General features: G+C 63.8%; 15 protein-coding genes. 8 read left to right on the top strand and 7 right to left on the bottom strand.

The features are described from left to right. Positions 1-5: 5 nt before the first annotated feature. Together IVB32_RS19250 and IVB32_RS19245 are read right to left on the bottom strand one after the other, a co-directional pair. Entirely contained in the window at positions 6-224 is a 219-nt protein-coding gene (locus tag IVB32_RS19250; protein WP_007614210.1) for a hypothetical protein, read from the bottom strand. A gap of 119 nt (positions 225-343) precedes the next feature. Then, entirely contained in the window at positions 344-550 is a 207-nt protein-coding gene (locus tag IVB32_RS19245) for a DUF465 domain-containing protein (protein ID WP_007596255.1), read from the bottom strand. A gap of 69 nt (positions 551-619) precedes the next feature. Here IVB32_RS19245 and IVB32_RS19240 point away from each other — a divergent pair, with 69 nt between their 5' ends. Together IVB32_RS19240 and IVB32_RS19235 are read left to right on the top strand one after the other, a co-directional pair. After that, the gene (locus IVB32_RS19240; protein ID WP_240543946.1) at positions 620-766 is read left to right on the top strand and encodes a hypothetical protein; all 147 of its coding nucleotides are present in this window, start codon (positions 620-622) and stop codon (positions 764-766) included. A gap of 111 nt (positions 767-877) precedes the next feature. Further along, positions 878-1,057, top strand: coding sequence for a DUF465 domain-containing protein (locus IVB32_RS19235; RefSeq protein WP_007596254.1), 180 nt, complete (start codon positions 878-880; stop codon positions 1,055-1,057). A 167-nt stretch (positions 1,058-1,224) separates the two neighbouring features. Here the strand turns inward: IVB32_RS19235 and IVB32_RS19230 are convergent, their stop codons facing one another. Next, positions 1,225-2,328: an NAD(P)/FAD-dependent oxidoreductase gene (locus IVB32_RS19230; protein WP_018453826.1), complete on the bottom strand. Its 1,104-nt coding sequence runs from the start codon at positions 2,326-2,328 to the stop codon at positions 1,225-1,227. 202 nt (positions 2,329-2,530) lie between these two features. Here IVB32_RS19230 and IVB32_RS19225 point away from each other — a divergent pair, with 202 nt between their 5' ends. From IVB32_RS19225 to IVB32_RS19200, 6 genes are all read left to right on the top strand, one after another. Continuing rightward, on the top strand, positions 2,531-5,218 hold the full coding sequence (locus IVB32_RS19225) for an EAL domain-containing protein (RefSeq protein WP_018453827.1): 2,688 nt from the start codon (positions 2,531-2,533) through the stop codon (positions 5,216-5,218). Between the two features lie 137 nt (positions 5,219-5,355). Further along, positions 5,356-6,813 (top strand): glycerol-3-phosphate dehydrogenase, encoded by a 1,458-nt coding sequence (locus IVB32_RS19220; protein ID WP_026232603.1) that lies wholly within the window; start codon positions 5,356-5,358, stop codon positions 6,811-6,813. Positions 6,814-6,888: 75 nt separating this feature from the next. Continuing rightward, positions 6,889-8,058 (top strand): ABC transporter ATP-binding protein, encoded by a 1,170-nt coding sequence (locus tag IVB32_RS19215; protein ID WP_026232604.1) that lies wholly within the window; start codon positions 6,889-6,891, stop codon positions 8,056-8,058. Then, positions 8,055-8,969, top strand: coding sequence for an ABC transporter permease (locus IVB32_RS19210; RefSeq protein ID WP_018453830.1), 915 nt, complete (start codon positions 8,055-8,057; stop codon positions 8,967-8,969). The genes IVB32_RS19215 and IVB32_RS19210 overlap by 4 nt, the downstream gene beginning before the upstream one ends. A 4-nt stretch (positions 8,970-8,973) precedes the next feature. Further along, positions 8,974-9,786: an ABC transporter permease subunit gene (locus tag IVB32_RS19205; protein ID WP_018453831.1), complete on the top strand. Its 813-nt coding sequence runs from the start codon at positions 8,974-8,976 to the stop codon at positions 9,784-9,786. Positions 9,787-9,798: 12 nt separating this feature from the next. Then, a complete protein-coding gene (locus IVB32_RS19200) occupies positions 9,799-10,320 on the top strand; it encodes a DUF6622 family protein (protein ID WP_018453832.1) in 522 nt (173 codons plus the stop codon). On the opposite strand, the gene IVB32_RS19195 is transcribed toward IVB32_RS19200, so the two are convergent. The 4 genes from IVB32_RS19195 to IVB32_RS19180 all read right to left on the bottom strand — a co-directional run. Further along, positions 10,295-11,146: a carbohydrate ABC transporter permease gene (locus IVB32_RS19195; RefSeq protein ID WP_018453833.1), complete on the bottom strand. Its 852-nt coding sequence runs from the start codon at positions 11,144-11,146 to the stop codon at positions 10,295-10,297. The two genes, IVB32_RS19200 and IVB32_RS19195, sit on opposite strands and share 26 nt — an antisense overlap. Beyond that, entirely contained in the window at positions 11,143-12,015 is an 873-nt protein-coding gene (locus IVB32_RS19190; RefSeq protein WP_018453834.1) for a sugar ABC transporter permease, read from the bottom strand. Before IVB32_RS19190 ends, IVB32_RS19195 begins: the two co-directional genes overlap by 4 nt. Positions 12,016-12,091: 76 nt before the next feature. Further along, positions 12,092-13,477 (bottom strand): ABC transporter substrate-binding protein, encoded by a 1,386-nt coding sequence (locus tag IVB32_RS19185; protein ID WP_018453835.1) that lies wholly within the window; start codon positions 13,475-13,477, stop codon positions 12,092-12,094. A gap of 208 nt (positions 13,478-13,685) precedes the next feature. Next, a partial coding sequence (locus tag IVB32_RS19180; RefSeq protein ID WP_247410937.1) for an AsmA-like C-terminal region-containing protein occupies positions 13,686-14,746 on the bottom strand: 1,061 nt, incomplete at its 5' end.

Here is a 14,746-nt window from a genome sequence, read left to right as displayed (position 1 = left end):
GACAGTCAGGCGGCGCTGCTCTTGCTCCGCATCTTGCTGCGCGAGGTCTCCGGAATGCAGCCTGCGGAAACCGCCGCCTGCAATTCTTCCAGCTCGGCCTCCAGATATTCATTGGCCATGATCAGCGCCTTGATGGTGCTGCGCAGATTGCCGTCGCACATCGCGATCGCCTGATCGCAGGCTTGTTCATAATGGCTGTTGTCGAGAAGGGCGGTTGCCGACATCTGCATTTTCCTTAGACGGTTTCCCCGGGGGTGTTGGGTGCTCAAATGTTCTTATTTTGTTCCTTTCGAGTCAAGCGGATTTACGTGCGGCGGGGCCGCCGTAAAGTTCTACCCGTGGATCAGGCGATGATGTCGGGCGTGATCTGGTCTTCGATGAACGCGATACGGTCACGCAACAACAGCTTGCGTTTCTTCAACCGCTGTAACCGCAACAGGTCGGGGGCGGGCGATTGATGCAGTGCATCGATCGCCACATCGAGATCTCGGTGTTCCTGGTGCAACCGGGCGAGCTCGGATTCGAGTTCGCGCGCATCTTCATTGGTCATGTCTGCGGTGGCCGAAAAACCGATAGGCGTGAGATTAAGGCTGTGGATGCCCTGTGGAAACTATCGTCCTTGCGCGCCGTGATCGCAAGCGATCTCGGGCTGTCGCGCGCCGATCTCCCGCGAGATATTTCTGCGGTCGCTCCGGCGTTGCGCAAGCGCATTGATATCACGGATTTTTCCCGCGTGGTTCCCTTACTCACGCTTCGTTACATATGAATTTCTAAAAATGACAGCGCGACGACTGATATCCATCGACAGAACAAATCGGTGATGTACACTTCCTCGTCCGGTCGAATCCAAGGTTCACCCCTACCGAGGAGGTTTCGAATGACAATTCAGGCACATCTGGTTGAATTGGAACGGAAGCACAAAACTCTCGAAAACGAATTGCACGAAGCTCTCGTGCACCTTTCAACAGACGACCTGCAAATTGTTGAGTTGAAGCGCCGGAAGTTGATGGTCAAGGACCAGATCGAGCGTCTCAGGCACGGCGACACGCTCCACTAGTAACCCCGTAACAGCGTAGAGTTGATCGCACCCTTTCAGGCAGGGATGGGAGCCTTTGCGCTCATCCCTGCTGCAAGGCGCGCAGCGTGCAAGGATTTGCGCGGCTCCAGCGTCTTGTCTGGACGCAGTTCTTTACGCGCAACCGGAATCCAATTCGCTTTAAACCACTAGATGTTTGCGAGCTCGGCGACGTGATCCGCGATCGCGAGCGATGACGTCAATCCGGGCGACTCGATGCCGAACAGATTGATCAGGCCTTCGACGCCGTGATCGCGCGGGCCCTGCATCAAGAAATCCTGCGTGGCCACCGCCGGCGGCACAATCTTCGGGCGGATGCCCGAATAGCTCGGCATGAGAGCACCGTCAGGCAACGTCGGCCAGTATTTGCGGATCGCCGGGTAGAAGCGCTCGGCGCGTGACGGGTCGACCTCATAGTCGATCGTCTCGATCCACTCGACGTCAGGGCCGAAACGGGCCTGCCCGGCCATGTCCAGCGTCAGATGCACCCCTAGGCCACCGGGCTCGGGCACCGGATAGATCAGGCGCGAGAACGGCGCCCTAGCATTGCAGCTGAAGTAGTTTCCCTTGGCGAGGTAGGCCGTCGGGATCCGTTCCAGCGGCATGCCCTCGATGTTGCGCGCCACGGTGGTCGCCGAGAGCCCGGCGGCGTTGACGAGGAGGCTGCATTGCAGCGTCATCGGCGCTTCGCCGCCCGCCTCGATCTCGATGACGCCGGCGGTCGCCTTGGCACGGATCAGCGGGGTGTGAAACGCGAAGGCCGCGCCCGCGTCCTCGGCTTCGCCGCGCAGCGAGAGCATGTAGGCGTGGCTGTCGATGATGCCGGTCGACGGCGACAGCAGCGCGGCGTCACAGGCGAGCGCCGGCTCCAGCGCACGTGCCGCATCACCCGTGAGCAACTGCATGTCGAGCACGCCGTTGGCCTCGGCATGCGCCTTGATCGATTGCAGCTTCTCGGTCTCTTTCGGATTGGTCGCGACGATCAGCTTGCCGCAATTCCTGTGCGGGATGCCGCGCTCGGAACAGTAACGATAGAGCGCGTGCTTGCCGTCGACGCACATGCGCGCCATCCAGCTTCCGGCGCGGTAGTAGATGCCGGCATGGATCACCTCGCTGTTGCGCGAGGAGGTGATGGTGCCGATGGCCTCGGCTTGCTCGAGCACGATCACCTCGCGCCCGGCTTGCGCCAGCTTTCGAGCCACCGCGAGCCCGATCACGCCGGCTCCGATGACGACGCAGTCCACCCTATCCATGGTCGTGCAGGACGTCCGCTCGAAGCGACGATGGCCCCACGCCTGGGGAGGGCGACGCGGGGGCTTTTTCCGTTAAGGAAGCATTTATCATGTCAGGGCAATTGCCGTATTTGATGCCACATTGTTCCGTTGCGCGTACAGGCGTTTACCCGATCCAAACTCGCGAGGCCAGACAATCCGACGTTGAAATCGCGGGTGGCTGATGGCTGAGAAGAACTGGCACGCGGGCAGCGCGCTTCCGATTGCGGTGCAGGCCGTCGTGTGCCTGGCCGCAGCGGTCGCGCCTGCGCGCGCCTTTGCCCTCTCAGACAGCTTCACCCCTCCGAGCTATCTCGGCGAGCTTGATCCCAACGTGATCTGGGAAGCCCTGATCGCGGGAATTGTGATCTGTTCGTTCTTCGCCGCGATCGCGCTGTGGATCCATTCCTCGCTGCGCCGGACCAGGCGTCTGCAGCTGCGGCGCAATGCCTTCGTCTCCTCCGCCATGAACAATCTCAACCAGGGCGTGGTGATGACGGATGCGCAGCGGCGCGTCATCTTCTGCAACGACCGCTATATCGAGATTTACGGCCTGGCGCGGTCGGATCTCTGGGCCAACATGAACGGCTACGAACTCCTTGAGCTGCGACGCAAGCGCGGGGTGCTCGGCGCCGCCTCCAACGACGAGTTCTACGAGAAGGCGGCAAGCACCAACGGCTTGATCACCGAACTGCCGGACGGGCGGGCCATCCTGGTGAAATATTTCGTGCTGCCCAACGGCGGCTCGGTGACGACGCATCTGGACGTCAGCGAGCAGCGCAGGCTGTCGCGGCAGCTCGCCTCCACCAAGCAGTTCCTGGAAACGGTGCTGGACAACGTGCCGGCCTGCGTGGCCGCAAAGAACATCGAGGATGGTCGCTACATCTTCGCCAACAGCGCCTATGAGCGGTTCTGGGGCTTCTCGCGCGACCATGTCGTCGGCAAGAACGCGCGCGAGCTGTTTGCGCCGATCTCGGCGGACAGCATCGAGGCGACCGACCGCACGGCACTCGATTCGCCGGACGGCCAGTTTCGCAACGAATTCGAGGTCGACCGCGCCGGTGAGCGACGCATGGTTGCCTCGATCCGGATCGTTGTCCGCAACGAGAGCAACAAGCCCGAATTCCTGATGCTCGTGTTCGAGGACATCACCGATCGCCGCTCGCTGTCGAAGGAGCTGGAGAGCACGAAGAAGTTCCTCGAGCTCGTGGTCGACAACATCCCGGTGGCCCTGATCGTCGAGCAGGTCAAGGACGGCCGCTACCTGCTCGCCAACCGCAGCGCCGAGACGATCCTCAACCGCAGGCGCGAGGAAGCCACAGGCCTGACCGCGTCCGACATCTTCAATCCCAAGGAAGCCAAGCTGATCATCGCGCGCGACGAAGCCGCGATCAAGAAGCGTGGGATGATCACCGAAGAGCACCCGATCTCCACAAAGGACGGGCTGCGGCTGTTCCTCACCCGCCGCGCCACCGTGCTGAGCGACACCGGCGAGCCGCAATATCTGATCAAGACCCACGAGGACGTCACCGATCGCCGGCAGACCGAGTCGCGCATGGCGCACATGGCCTATCACGACGGCCTCACCGATTTGCCGAACCGTGCCGCTTTCCTGCAGGCGTTGACCCAGATGATCGAGGCCTGCGAGGGCACCGGCGAGGAGTTCGCGGTTCTGTGCGTCGATCTCGACGGTCTCAAGGAGGTCAACGACGTCTTCGGTCATGCGCACGGCGACAAGCTCCTGGTCGAGGTGGCCCAGCGGCTCCAGGACTCCGCGCGCGGCGGCGTGGTGGCGCGCCTGTCCGGCGACGAGTTCGGCCTGATCATCGACGGTAAGCAGCCGGATGCAGGTCTCGCGCTGGCGCAGCAGATCGGTGATGCCGTCGCTAAGGAATTCCAGATCGACGGCCGCCCGGTCCGCGCCGGCGTCACCACCGGCATGTCGATCTTCCCGCACAACGGCGCCGACGCCGCCTCGTTGCTCGCCAATGCCGGCGCGGCGCTGTTCCGCGCCAAGCAGAAGTCGCGCGGCACGATCAGCCTGTTCCAGCCGGAGATGGACCAGCAGATCCGCGATCGCCGCGTGCTGCACCAGGATCTCTCGATGGCGATCAAGAACGGCGAGCTCTCGCTCGCCTTCCAGCCGCAGGGAGCAGCGGGCCACAGCGTCGCCGAGAGCGAGATCATCGGCTTCGAGGCGCTGGCGCGCTGGCAGCATCCGGTGCGCGGCCAGGTCTCCCCGGCCGAATTCATCCCGATCGCGGAGGAAAGCGGCCTGATCGTCGAGATGGGCGAGTGGATCCTGCGCGAAGCCTGCCGCGAGGCCGCGTCCTGGCCGAAGCCGCTTCAGATCGCGGTCAACCTGTCGCCGGCGCAGTTCATGCACGGCGACGTGGTCGGGCTCGTGCATTCCATCCTGCTCGAGACGGGTCTCGCACCCGGTCGGCTCGAGCTCGAGATCACCGAGGGCGTGCTGATCGAGGACTTCGATCGCGGTCTGGCGCTGCTGCGCCGGCTCAAGGCGCTCGGCGTGCGCATCTCCATGGACGATTTCGGCAGCGGTTATTCCTCGCTGAGCTATCTCCAGGCGTTCCCGTTCGACAAGATCAAGATCGACCGCGCCTTCATCATCAATCTCGGCCGCAACCCGCAATCGGCGGCGATCGTGCGCGCGGTGATCGATCTCGGCCATGGCCTGGAAATGTCGATCGTCGCCGAAGGCGTCGAGACGCTGGAACAACTCGCCTTCCTCGCCGCGGAAGGCTGTGACGGCGTGCAGGGCTATCTGCTCGGCAAGCCACTGCCGATCGGGAAATATGCCGGCCTCGTCGGTCGTGCCGAAGTCATGGAGCTTGCGCTCAAGACCGGCTAGAGCGTTTTTCGAGCGCAGCGGATGCGGGTTCGCGTCAAGAGAACGCGCCAAACCAGAATCTAGAGCCCCGTTCCGATTTCATCGGAAGGGAAATGGCTCTAGAGATGGCGAGCGTTTCGCTCCCATTCGACGGCTTCATGGCGGATTACGATTTTGCGATCATCGGCGGCGGCCTGAACGGTGTCAGCCTCGCGCGCGATGCCGCCGGCCGCGGCCTGCGGGTCATCCTGTTGGAGCAGGGCGATCTGGGCGGCGCGGCGTCGTCGGCAACGCCGCGGCTGATCCACGGCGACCTGTCGGTTCTGGAACGGCGCGGCTTCCGCCGGGTGCGCCGGGCGCTCGCTGAGCGCCGGATCTGGCTCCGGATCGCGCCGCATCTGGTTCGGCCGATGCGCTTCGTGATCCCGGCGCATTCCGACGAGCGCCCACCATGGCTGCTGCGCGTCGGCCTGCTCCTCTACGACAGCCTCACCAGCCGGAGCGGCCTGCCTGCAACGGCGACCCTCGACATCACGCATCATCCGGTCGGCAACGCGCTGAAACGACCATTCGGCACGGCCTTCGAATATTCGGATTGCGTCGTCGACGATTCCCGACTGGTGGTGCTCACGGCACTGGATGCGGCCGAGCGCGGCGCCGTGATTCGGACTGGAGCGCGCTGTGTGCGCGCCGATCGAACCGACACATGGCGGCTCGCGGTGGTCGACCGCGGCCATCGTCGCACGATCACGGCCCGGGCACTGGCCAACGCCACCGGCGGCTGGACGTCGATGGTCGCCGAGACCGTGCTGCGGCAGCCGCAACCCGCCGTGGCGGCGATGCAGATGAGCCAGATCATCGTCCCGCGATTGTTCGATTCCGATAACGTCTACGTCTTCCAGAACAGCGATGGCCGGCTGATCTTCGCGAGTCCTATCGCGCGCGATTTCACACTGATTGGAACAGTCACGCACGATTTCACCGGCGATCCTGCGATCGTCGCGATGCGGGGGGCCGACGTCAGCTATCTCTGCGAAGCGGCCAGTCGCTATTTCCGCGAGCGCGTTGCCCCGACCGACGTGGTGCGCGCGGTCTCCGGCGTCAACCTGACGCTGGCGTCCGCGCGCGGGCGTGATGGCACGACGCTGTTCGACGCGCGACGGCGCAAGGCGCCGCTGATCACGATGTTTGGCGGTGACGTCACCACCTCGCGCCTGCGGGCGGAGCGCGCGGTGACGAAGTTGACGCCGTTCTATCCGATGTCGCCGCCCTGGACCGCAGGCGCGGCGCTGCCGGGCGGAGATTTTGCCTGGGATCGTTTCGACACCGAGGTCGATCTTGCGCGTGACCGCTGGCGCTTTCTCTCGGAGGCGCAGGCCCAACGCCTCGTCGCGGCCTATGGCTCGCGGCTATCGGCTGTGCTTGCCGAGGCGAAGACCCGGGACGATCTCGGCCCCGCCTTCGGTCCCGAACTGACCGGGGCCGAGGTGCGCTATCTCATGACCCACGAATGGGCGCGTTTTCCCGAGGACATCCTGTGGCGCCGCTCCAAGCTCGGCCTGACGATGTCAGCGGGGGAATGCAATGCGCTGGCTGCGTTCATGGCGAATGCGTGAACGAACGGCCTCTAACCGGTTGAGTGAGGGACGATCGGCCGCTAGCGTGCGGCTTGATTGGGGTTGGCAGGAACCATGACTGACGAGTTGCCCAGAACAGACGCGGCTGCGGCTGCGGTCGGAGAGACGCAGCTCGCGGCCGGCGAGCCGTTGCTGCGCATCGAGGGCGTCGCCAAGACGTTCGGGACGTTCCGGGCCGTCGATGGCGTCTCGCTCGACATCAAGGCCGGCGAGTTCTTTGCGCTGCTCGGGCCCAGCGGCTGCGGCAAGACCACGCTTCTGCGCATGCTCGCCGGTTTCGAAGCGCCGGATCAAGGGCGCATTCTGCTCGGCGGCAAGGACATCGCGCAGGCGCTGCCGCATGAGCGGCCGATCAACATGATGTTCCAGAACTACGCGCTGTTTCCGCACCTGTCGGTGCGCGACAACATCGCCTTCGGCCTGAAGCGCGCCGGTATGGCGCGCGCAGACATCGCCACGCGTGTGGCGGAGATGGTTGCGCTGGTGAAGCTCGACGGACTCGAGAAGCGCAAGCCCGACCAGCTCTCCGGGGGACAGCGCCAGCGCGTGGCGTTGGCGCGTGCACTGGCGCGACGCCCGCAGCTCCTTCTGCTCGATGAGCCGCTCGCAGCGCTGGACAAGAAGCTGCGCGAAAGCACCCAAGGCGAACTGATGGAGCTTCAGCGCCGGCTCGGCATGACCTTCATCATCGTCACCCACGACCAGGAAGAGGCGATGACGATGGCGAGCCGGATCGGCGTGATGAGGGACGGCAGGCTGGCGCAGGTCGCGAGTCCCCGCGAACTCTACGAGGCGCCACGCTCGCGCTGGATCGCGGAGTTTGTCGGCGACATCAACCTGTTCGACGCCAAGTCCAAATTGCGCGACGGTCATCGTCTGGTCATAGGCACGCGCGATGCGGGACCGCTGGTGGTGGCGGAGCCGCGCGAGCCGTTCGGTGAGGTCAGATTATCGGTTGCGATCCGCCCCGAGAAGGTCAAGCTGTCGCGCCGTGGGCCGGCGAGGGAGGCCGGTCATGAGACGGCGATCAACCAGCTGGACGGCGTGATCGCCGACATCTGCTATCTCGGCGGCACCACCACTTACAAGGTGAAGCTCGAGGCCGGCGGGACGGTGCAGGCGTCGGTCGCCAACAGCGCGCGCCTTGACGTCGACGCCTACAGCGTGGGCCAGCCTGTCGTCGCCTGGTTCACGCCCGACGACTGCGTGGTGCTGCCGTCATGAGCGGGCGCCGCATTTTTGCGCGACCGGCTCACTTTGCCGCGATCGCGCCCTATGTCTGGATGGTGCTGTTCTTCCTGGTGCCGTTCGGCTTCGTGCTGAAGATCAGCCTGTCGCAGACGGCGATCGCGCAGCCGCCTTACGAGCCGGTGTTCGACCTGATGGCGGGATGGGGGGCGCTGAAGGCCGCCTTTGCCGCGCTGTCGATCGACAATTTCAGGCTGCTCGTCTCCGACGATATCTACGTGTTCGCCTATGTGCGTAGCCTCACCGTCGCCGTCACCGCGACCGCGCTGTTGCTCCTGATCGGCTATCCCATCGCCTACGGCATGGCGCGGCTGCCGGCGCGCTGGCAGGCCGTGGCGATGGTGCTGGTGATCGTGCCGTTCTGGACCTCGTTCCTGATCCGGATCTATGCCTGGATCAACATCCTCCAGCACGACGGCCTGCTCAACCAGATACTGCTGGCGCTGCATCTGGTTAGTCAGCCCGTGGTGTGGCTCTCCACCGACAGCGCGATGTATATCGGCATCGTCTATTCCTACCTGCCGTTCATGATCCTGCCGCTCTACGCCACGCTGGCCAAAATGGAGCCGGTGCTGGAGGAGGCCGCCTCCGATCTCGGCGCGCCGCGCTGGCAGGTGTTCTGGCTCGTCACCTTCCCGCTGTCGCTGCCCGGCGTCGGCGCCGGCGTGCTGCTGTGCTTCATCCCCATCGTCGGCGAGTTCGTCATTCCGGATCTCCTGGCCGGCTCCAATGCGCTGATGATCGGCCAGACCTTGTGGCTCGAATTCTTCACTAACAAGGACTGGCCGGTCGCCTCCGCCGCGGCCATCGTGTTGTTGGTGGTGCTGCTGGTCCCGCTGCTGCTGTACGAACGGCTGCAGAAGCGGCAGCTGGAACAGGGGCGGTGAGGCGATGCGCAAGGTCTCCCGTCTGTCCCGCTTCAACGTCGCCTCGCTTTCGCTGGGTCTGGCCTTCCTCTATCTGCCGATCCTGATCCTCGTGATCTATTCCTTCAATGCCTCGCGGCTGGTGACGGTGTGGGGTGGCTGGTCGCTGCGCTGGTATCACGAGTTCTTCAATGACCGCGCCATGATCGAGGCGGCCTGGATGAGCCTGCGCGTCGCGGTTTCGTCGGCAACCATTGCGACCCTGATCGGCACGCTCGCCGCCGTGGCGCTGTCGCGCGGCGAGCGGTTTCGCGGCCGCACCCTGTTCTCCGGCATGCTCTATGCGCCGCTGGTGATGCCGGAGGTGATCACCGGACTGTCGCTGCTGCTGCTGTTCGTGGCGCTAAACGCGGAGCGCGGCTTCTGGACGGTGACGATCGCCCATACCACGCTGACGATGTGCTTCGTCGCCGTCGTCGTGCAGTCCCGCCTCGGCTCGCTCGACCGCTCCTTGGAAGAGGCCGCGATGGATCTCGGCTACGACCCCCTGCGCGCGTTCGTGGCCGTAACGCTGCCGCTGATCGCGCCTGCGATCGTCGCGGGCTGGATGCTCGCCTTCACGCTGTCGCTGGACGATCTCGTGATCGCGAGCTTCACCACCGGCCCCGGCTCGGCGACGCTGCCGATCCGGATCTATTCGGAAGTGCGGCTCGGAGTGAAGCCCGAGATCAACGCGATCTGCACGCTGGTGATCGCCTTGATTGCTGTTGTCATCGTCATCGCCTCGCTCGCCTCGAAACTGTCGAGCTCGCAGGGCGAGAGCGCGGCGCCGCTATAACGGGAGGCGATGATGACGTTTGCCTATCAGGTCCTGGTGCATACGCCGCTCTGGGTCTGGACCTTGCTCGCCTATCTGGTCTGGCAGGGCATCAAGGCGATGCAGCCGCGCAAGACGCCGATCTGGCGTGCGCTGATCGTTCCGATCGTATTCATCGTCTGGGGCATTTCGCGGATTGGCTTCGGACATCAGGATAGCGCGTGGCCGCTGGTTGCCTGGGGCGGGGCCGCATTGGTGTTGTTGCCGATCGGCGTATTAACGTCGCGTCCGTTCGACGTCGATCACAAGACAGGCGAGATCATCCGCGCGGGTGGCGCCTTTGCGCTGATCCGCAACCTCGTCATATTCTCTCTGCAGTATGCGGTCGGCGTGATCTCGGCGGTCGATGCGAGCGACCGTGCACTCGCACTCGTCGTCGGCCGCGCGATTTCGGGCGCGACCGCGGGCTATTTCATCGGCTCGATGATCGCGCTGCTGGTTGCCTACCAAAGAAAGCGCGCCGTGGATCTCAGGACTTCACCGCACCGGCCGTGAGCCCGCCCACCATGTAGCGCTTGAAGGCGTAATAGACCGCGGCCGGCGGCAGCGCGTAGATGAAGCCGGTGGTCATCAACAGCTCCCACGGCGAGTCGTCGGCGGCGAGGAAGTTGCCGAGCGCGACCGGCAGCGTGATATCGGTGTCCTTGGACAAGAGCAGGAACGCGTAGAGATATTCGTTCCAGGCCAGCAGCACGGCATAGGTGCCGATCGCGACCAGCGAGGGCATCATCAGCGGCACATAGACCAGGCGGAACAGCTGCAGCGTGGTCGCGCCGTCCATCACGGCGGCCTCGTCGAGCTCGACCGGCAGCTTGTCGGACGCCTGCTTCAGCACCCAGATCGCGTAAGGCGAAGCGATTGTCACCATCGCCAGGATCAGCGACCAGTGATTGTTGAGCAGGCCGTAGTTGCCCATGGTGCGGTACATCGGCACGGCGAGGAACGCCGCCGGGATGAAGTAGGTGAACAGCGCGAGATTCATCACCCAGCGGCCGCCCGGCGCCTTAAGCCGCGAGATCGAGAATGCGGCGGCGGTCGCGACGAACAAGGTCAGCGCGCCTGCGGCCAGCGCGATCACCGTCGAGTTCCAGAACTGGATCCAGAAGTCTCGCAGGAAATAGTGCTCCTGGTAGAACACGATGTGAAAGTTGTGCAGCGTCGGATGATCCGGCCACAGCTTGCCCGAGAACGCGTCCTCCTTGGGCGAGATCGCGAACAGGAACATGTGGTAGATCGGAATCATGGTCCAGATGAAGACCGGGATGCCGATCAGCAGGAGCTTGGCTTCGGTGCCAACTTCGCGGAGGGTGGGAAGCTTCATCGCGACAACCGTTTCATCATGAAGTATATCAGCGGCAGCACGAGCGGTATCGCGCAGACGATAGAGGCCATCGCAAGCGAGAGCTGGTCGAGCCGGAGATAGCGGATGCCGAGTGTCGACAGCACGTGCGTGAGGTCGGCCGGCCCGCCGCCAGTGAGCAGATAGACGCTGTTGAAGTCGCCGAGCGTCCAGATCATCGAGAGCAGCGTGCAGGTGACGTAGAGCATCTGCATCGACGGCCAGGTGATGAAGCGGAATTTCTGCCACGGACTGGCGCCGTCGACCTCGGACGCCTCGTACAGATCCTGCGGGATCGCGAGCCGCCCGGTCAGCAGGATCAGCGTCCAGAACGGCAGCGACTTCCAGATATGCACGGCGATCGCCATGGTCAGCGCGACCGTCGGATCGTTCAGCCAGTTCGGCCCGTCATCGCCGGTGAGAGAGAAGATGAAATGGTTGACCATGCCCCATTCGGGATTGAGCATGAAGCGGACCGACAGGATGGTCGGGATCGACGGCACCGCCCAGGGCAGGATGAAGATCACCGACAGCCATTTGATCCAGGGGCGCTGCTGGGCGAAGAAGCCGGACAGGAACAGCGCGATCAGCATCTTCACGTTGATGCCGATGACCAGGAAGATCAGCGTGTTGACCGCGGCGCGCGCGAAGATCGGGTCGTTGTACAGCGCGACATAGTTCGCCGGACTGCGCGCCAGCCACAGGCCGTAGCCGACGGGATAGACGACGAAGGCCAGGAAGACGAGTAGATAGGGCACAAGCAGCAAGATGCCCCAGACCTGCTGCGTGGTCAGGCGCGCCGACAGGGGAGGGGCCGGAATTGTGTCTGAGCCGGAAAGTGTGATCGCCATATCGCATACCCACCGAAAGCAACCGGTCGCGGAGAGCCGCGACCGGTATTAGCATATACCTTATTGCAGTCCGAGATCAGCCCGCGACCGCCTTGATGCGGGCGATCAGCTCGTCGACCGCCTTGTCCACCGGCACCTTCTCGCTGACCACGCGGTTCATCGCCTTGGCCCAGACGTTCTCGTTGTTCAGGATGGTGAACTTCCAGTTCTTGGTGAAGTCGAACGCGGCGGTGCCGCCCTTGAACTGCGAGTAGACCGCCTTGCGATGCCGGTCAGCCTGCCAGAACGGGCTCTCTTGGCTTTCCTTCGTCACCGGGAACCAGCGGCCGAGCGCACCCTCGATATAGGGGCGGACGTTCTCTTCCTGGAGCAGGAAGGCGATGAACTGCTTGGCCTCGGCCTTGTTCTTGGCCACGGAGAAGACCAGCCCGGTCTTGACGTCCGAGCGGTAGCGGATCGTCGAACCGTCCGGAGCCTTCGGGAAGGACGCGGTGATGATGTCCTCGCCATAGGCCTTCTTGCCGGCTTCGCGCTGCTCGGGCGTGAGCGTCTGGTTCTGGGAATCCTCGAACCACTTCGCCGCGATCGAGATCGTGAAGTTGTGGGTCATCACGATGGTCTTGTTGTGGAACGCGACGTTGTTGTCGGGATCCTTCCAGGTCGTCGAGGACGGCGGGGTGCAGCCCTTGATGTAGGTGTCGGTGTAGTCCTTCATCGCCTTGATCAGGTTCTCCCGGACCTTGGGATCGTCGACCGTAAGCTTGCCGTCGTCGTCGACCAGCTTGACGTGATAGGCATCCATGAAGGTGTAGAACGACTGGAAAGCGTCGGTGGATTCCACGCCCATCGGCTGGCCGACGCCGTAGACGCGCTGGCCGGTCGCCTTGCGGATCCCCGGTTGCACCTTGTCGCACCAGAACGTCCAGTAGCCTTCCCAGTCGGTCGGGATGTCGGCGAGCTTGAAGCCGGCCTTCTCAAGCATGTCGTTCCAGATCTCGACATGCATGCTCTGCTGCTTCAGCGGGAAGCCGTAATAGGCCTTCTTCTTGGTGACGTCGTTATAGAGGATCGACGCATCCAGCGTGTTCTGCACGAACCGATCCTTGATCGGCTCCATGATGTCTGAGAGGTCCTCGAGCCTGCCTTCGTAGGCCCACTTGCCCTGGACCTGCACGTCGTAGGTGTCGGAATAGGCAACATCGGGCACGGTGCCTGAATCGAGTGCGGCGACCGTCTTCGGAATCATGTCCTGGATCGCGTACTGCGACAATTCGACCTTGATGCCGGTCTTGGCTTCGAACTTCTTGATTGTCTCGAGCAGCGCGTCGTCTTCGGAGCGGTAGAAGCCCTTGCCCCACCAGACCGTAATCGTCTTCTGCTGCGCAAATGCGGGTGCAGCGGCTGCAAACAGCCCGGCCGCAGCGACCGCCAGTGATACTGCGCCAATAACCTTGGATTTCACGTTTTTCTCCCTCAAACGGCCGGTGTTTTTAACCGGTCGTATAAAACACTAGCGCATGGCCGCTATCCGATCTAGCGGCTTCTTGTCAGACATAGGTCGTGGGGTGTCGGGCGAGAGGAGATGCTTAATGTGCGCATCGATCCAATCGCCGCATCAATTCGCCCTGATCAATTCGCGCCGATCTGCTGGCGCCGCTTGATCGCCGTCCTTAATTGGACTTCGCGCCTTCCTTGGCGTTCTCCGCCGTCGGCGCTTCGGCCGGTGCGGGACGTTTTCCGGTGCCGGTGATGCGCTCAATCGCGGAGCGCACCGCGTCGCCCGGCTTGCGGTCTTTCAGCATGTCGAGCAGGGGCGCAGAGGCCGGCGAACGGCGGATCAGGCTTTCCGGATCGGGGAAGACGAGGGGGTCGTCCCAGGGGCCCTGCACCACGAAGGGCAATTCGAACCCCGACGCGCTGTTGAGGCTGGCCACGCCCTTCATGTCGTATTCGCGCGTCGGCACCGAGGCGGTACCGGTCATGGTGATCTTCGCCGCCGGTCCTTCGACGCGGATGTCCTCGGCGGTGGCGACGCCGTCGGAGAACTTCACCGCGATGGTGAGATTGTCGTAAGGGGTAGAGCCGTTGCGGAAATTGCCGCCGCCGGACAGCGGCCGCCGCTCGAGCCGCTTCAGGAGCTGCTCGGCATTGAAGCCCGCGATCGCGCCGTCATGCCCGGTCACTGTGGCGCTGCCGTCGAGCGACTGCACGAGGCCGAACGGGCTCGAGCCGGACGCGAGGAGCGAGACGTTGATGTTGCCGCGCCCGGACAGCTTGTTGATGCCGAACAGCTCGGAGGCGCAGGCCTGAAGGTCGACGTCGGTGAACTGGAATTGCGCCTTGATGTCGGCGACGGTGTCGGAGCGCGCGATGCCGAACGAGCCCTTGGCGATGCCGCCATAGACCTGGGCCTCGCCGACCGAGAGCGCCAGCGTGCCGTTGCGGAGATTCGCGCCGATCGCGGTGCGGCCGAGTTTCGACGTCCCGACCGTCAGCTTGGCCGCCGACAGGCGCATGTCGAGGTCGGTGGTCGACAAGGCGTTGAGATCGAACAGCTGCCTGTTCCAGTCGCGCGCGCCGCTCGCGAGCAGGCGGAAAGTCGAGATATAGGGGGTGAAGTCGAGCGCGTCGGCTGCGAGCGTCGCCTGCAGCGTCTGCCGGCCGTTATTGGCGTAGGTCATCACGCCCTCGGCGGTGTTGCCGTCGAGCTCGACATTGACGTTGGTGAGCG

It is taken from the genome of Bradyrhizobium sp. 23 (assembly GCF_023073295.1).
Lineage (GTDB): Bacteria > Pseudomonadota > Alphaproteobacteria > Rhizobiales > Xanthobacteraceae > Bradyrhizobium > Bradyrhizobium canariense_D.
The sequence above is the reverse complement of the archived record's forward strand: the minus strand, read 5'-3'. Positions and strand labels throughout refer to the sequence as shown.

Excerpts from the sequence above, each read along its gene's own strand:
- IVB32_RS19210 (WP_018453830.1), top strand. The coding sequence starts at position 8,055 with ATGAGCGGGCGCCGCATTTTTGCGCGACCGGCTCACTTTGCCGCGATC.
- IVB32_RS19225 (WP_018453827.1), top strand. The coding sequence starts at position 2,531 with ATGGCTGAGAAGAACTGGCACGCGGGCAGCGCGCTTCCGATTGCGGTG.
- IVB32_RS19250 (WP_007614210.1), bottom strand. The coding sequence starts at position 224 with ATGTCGGCAACCGCCCTTCTCGACAACAGCCATTATGAACAAGCCTGC.
- IVB32_RS19235 (WP_007596254.1), top strand. The coding sequence starts at position 878 with ATGACAATTCAGGCACATCTGGTTGAATTGGAACGGAAGCACAAAACT.
- IVB32_RS19190 (WP_018453834.1), bottom strand. The coding sequence starts at position 12,015 with ATGGCGATCACACTTTCCGGCTCAGACACAATTCCGGCCCCTCCCCTG.
- IVB32_RS19245 (WP_007596255.1), bottom strand. The coding sequence starts at position 550 with ATGACCAATGAAGATGCGCGCGAACTCGAATCCGAGCTCGCCCGGTTG.
- IVB32_RS19200 (WP_018453832.1), top strand. The coding sequence starts at position 9,799 with ATGACGTTTGCCTATCAGGTCCTGGTGCATACGCCGCTCTGGGTCTGG.
- IVB32_RS19220 (WP_026232603.1), top strand. The coding sequence starts at position 5,356 with ATGGCGGATTACGATTTTGCGATCATCGGCGGCGGCCTGAACGGTGTC.
- IVB32_RS19205 (WP_018453831.1), top strand. The coding sequence starts at position 8,974 with ATGCGCAAGGTCTCCCGTCTGTCCCGCTTCAACGTCGCCTCGCTTTCG.
- IVB32_RS19230 (WP_018453826.1), bottom strand. The coding sequence starts at position 2,328 with ATGGATAGGGTGGACTGCGTCGTCATCGGAGCCGGCGTGATCGGGCTC.
- IVB32_RS19215 (WP_026232604.1), top strand. The coding sequence starts at position 6,889 with ATGACTGACGAGTTGCCCAGAACAGACGCGGCTGCGGCTGCGGTCGGA.
- IVB32_RS19195 (WP_018453833.1), bottom strand. The coding sequence starts at position 11,146 with ATGAAGCTTCCCACCCTCCGCGAAGTTGGCACCGAAGCCAAGCTCCTG.